The sequence below is a fragment of the uncultured Corynebacterium sp. genome (assembly GCF_902782855.1).
Taxonomy (GTDB): domain Bacteria; phylum Actinomycetota; class Actinomycetes; order Mycobacteriales; family Mycobacteriaceae; genus Corynebacterium.
In genome coordinates this window covers 1-2,428 of the sequence record NZ_CACZOO010000319.1, presented here as the reverse complement: position 1 = coordinate 2,428, position 2,428 = coordinate 1, and the positions used below count along the sequence as shown (strand labels likewise).

General features: G+C 67.1%; 1 protein-coding gene and 1 pseudogene. One reads left to right on the top strand and one right to left on the bottom strand.

Annotation, left to right across the window (positions count from 1 at the left end; translation table 11 throughout):
* Positions 1-245 precede the first annotated feature (245 nt).
* The gene (locus QZV72_RS12805; RefSeq protein WP_297008967.1) at positions 246-1,061 is read left to right on the top strand and encodes a hydroxymethylpyrimidine/phosphomethylpyrimidine kinase; all 816 of its coding nucleotides are present in this window, start codon (positions 246-248) and stop codon (positions 1,059-1,061) included.
* A gap of 157 nt (positions 1,062-1,218) precedes the next feature.
* On the opposite strand, the pseudogene QZV72_RS12800 reads toward QZV72_RS12805, so the two are convergent.
* Positions 1,219-2,428 (bottom strand): annotated as a pseudogene (locus QZV72_RS12800) (hypothetical protein); the annotation flags it as partial.

The window sequence follows — 2,428 nt, the reverse complement described above, 5'->3', positions numbered from 1 at the left end:
CTGCGCCGCGAACTTTTCGAAGACCTCGTCGAGCTCACCGACCGACAGCGCGTCCTCCGTGACGCGGCGCGTCGGGTACGGCAGTGCTAGTCAGCTCAGCAGAGACGTCCGGAAATACGCCGGCATGCCGCCCAGCGCTTTCATGCCAATGGACCACTCCGGTAGCTGGTGATCCCCCACCGCGGGTTACGTCCGCCAGGCGTGGCACCGCACCTCGTCCCGGATGTGTCCTCTAGGATTGCCCTATGACAAACCCTGTTTCCACTCCCCCGATCGCCTTCGTCATCGCCGGCTCCGAGGCCACCGGCGGCGCCGGTATCCAGGTCGACCTCAAGACCTTCCAGCAGCTCGGCGTCTACGGCGTCGGTGCGCTGTCCTGCATCGTCGCCTTCGACCCGAACAACGGGTGGGGCCACCGCTTCCACCCGGTCGACCCGGAACTCATCGCCGAGCAGTTCGAGGCCGCCCTGGCCACCCACTCGCCCGAGAACATGAAGACCGCCAAGGTCGGCATGCTGGGCACCCCGGCGACCATCGAGATCGTCGCAGAGAAGCTCGCCGAGCGCGCCTGGGAGAACCTGGTCCTCGACCCGGTGCTGATCTGCAAGGGCCAGGAGCCGGGTGCTGCGCTGGACACCGACAACGCCCTCAAGGAGAAAATCCTCCCGCTGGCCACCGTCGTCACCCCGAACGTCTTCGAGTCCCAGAGCCTGTCCGGCATGGAGCGCATCGAGACCGTCGAGGATCTCGAGGAGGCCGCCAAGCGCATCGGAGAGAAGGTCCCCTATGTGCTGGCCAAGGGTGGCGTCGAGCTTCCGGGCGAGGACGCCGTGGATGTCCTCTGGGACGGCCACGAGATCACTCGTTTCGCCGTGCCGAAGGTCGGCGAGCAGCGGGTCTCCGGTGCCGGCTGCACCGTCGCCGCAGCGCTCACTGCGGAGCTGGCCAAGGGCAATGACGTCGCCACCGCCGTGCACGTCGCCAAGGACCTCGTCACCCGTGGTATCCAGCACCGCGTGACGGCGAACACCCCGTTCGACACCGTGTGGCAGGGCGCCTAGTCCGTTCCTCTCACCTGCCCCGCACGGGGGCCCGTATTCCAGGTGCCCGTTGACTGGTTGGTTTCCGACTGCTGAACCAACCAGTCGACGCGCACCTGTCGGAATTAAAGGTCGGGCACGCACCGGGCGAGCGCGCCCATCGCCACCTTCACACCCGTTACCGCCGCCGCGACCGACCACCCGCCCGGTACCGGGTGGTGGTCAATTCCTCGTAACCGGGCACATCACCCGACGAGTACCGCGCCCACGCCGTGCGGAACAGGGATGCTACCGGAACATGAGGAGGAAGACCCGGGATCACCGGACAGACCTTCGCGTCAGTCCACAACAGGTACATCGGTGCTTTCCATACCTCCATCGGACGTGCCGCATGTACTCCCGAGCGTCCCTCCAGCCAGCCACCCGGCAGGAAAAACGACCGGGCAGCCCCTGCTCGCTTCGCCTGCACCGCCACGCCTGCAGCGACCAGTTCGGCACCGGCGGCCTCGATGTCCTTCTTCTTCCACCCGTTCCAGGCCCGCACGTTCGCGTCCGTCGGTTCGGACAGCGCCAGGATCTGCAGGAAGTAGCGGGCGGCGTCCTCCCCGACCCCGACCGTGGACGCCACTTCGGTGACCAAGTCCGGCGCAACATTTCCCGGGTCGTGCACCGCACCCGACTGGTCCGGGTGTACCACCGCCAGGTCCGCGATGAGATCGTCGACCAGTCCCTCGGTGAGTACCCGCACGATCTGGTCGTCGGGGGTGATCTCCTCGGTGAAAGACGGGTCATCGACCGGGCAGCCGATGTCCATCGTGCCGATGCTCCCGGCATTCACCGGATCTGCGACGAATTTCACCGCCGCGTCCTTCGCCCACTGGAGGAGCTCCGCGAACGCCGGACGCCGTGGATCGTCCACCGGGACATCGGCGATGACCGCGAGCAGTCCCGAGAGCAGCGGTGCGGGTGCATCGACATCTCGTCGGCCCCGCAGGAGCAGCGGAGTGAGGATGTTCAGCGGACTGTCCCGGTGACTACCACCGAGAGCGCCCACCGTCAACCATTCCCCGTCTGTGAGCCGTAGGTCCTCCCCGGAGGGGACCAGGCAACGCCAGCGCGCGGCCACACCGTCGGCCGGACTGTCGCCTTCGGCGATCCCGATGGTGAGGTGGTCAAGGAACCCGTCGCCGTGCCGACGGTCGAGGGCCATGGCCTGGTTCTGTGCCAGGTCCACCTCTGCCCGGGTCAGCCCGTACCGAGTCCACATCTCCTTGTCCTTGAAGCGTAGATCGGGCGGCCCTCCCGGGGTTGATGGCACTCCACCGAGAATTGCCCGCGCCGTCGGTCCGGGAAGACCGGTCTGTTCTGCGAGCTTCGTGGCCTGGTCT

Bases quoted from the DNA above. Each gene is read 5' to 3' on its own strand.
- QZV72_RS12805 (WP_297008967.1), top strand. From the start codon at position 246: ATGACAAACCCTGTTTCCACTCCCCCGATCGCCTTCGTCATCGCCGGC.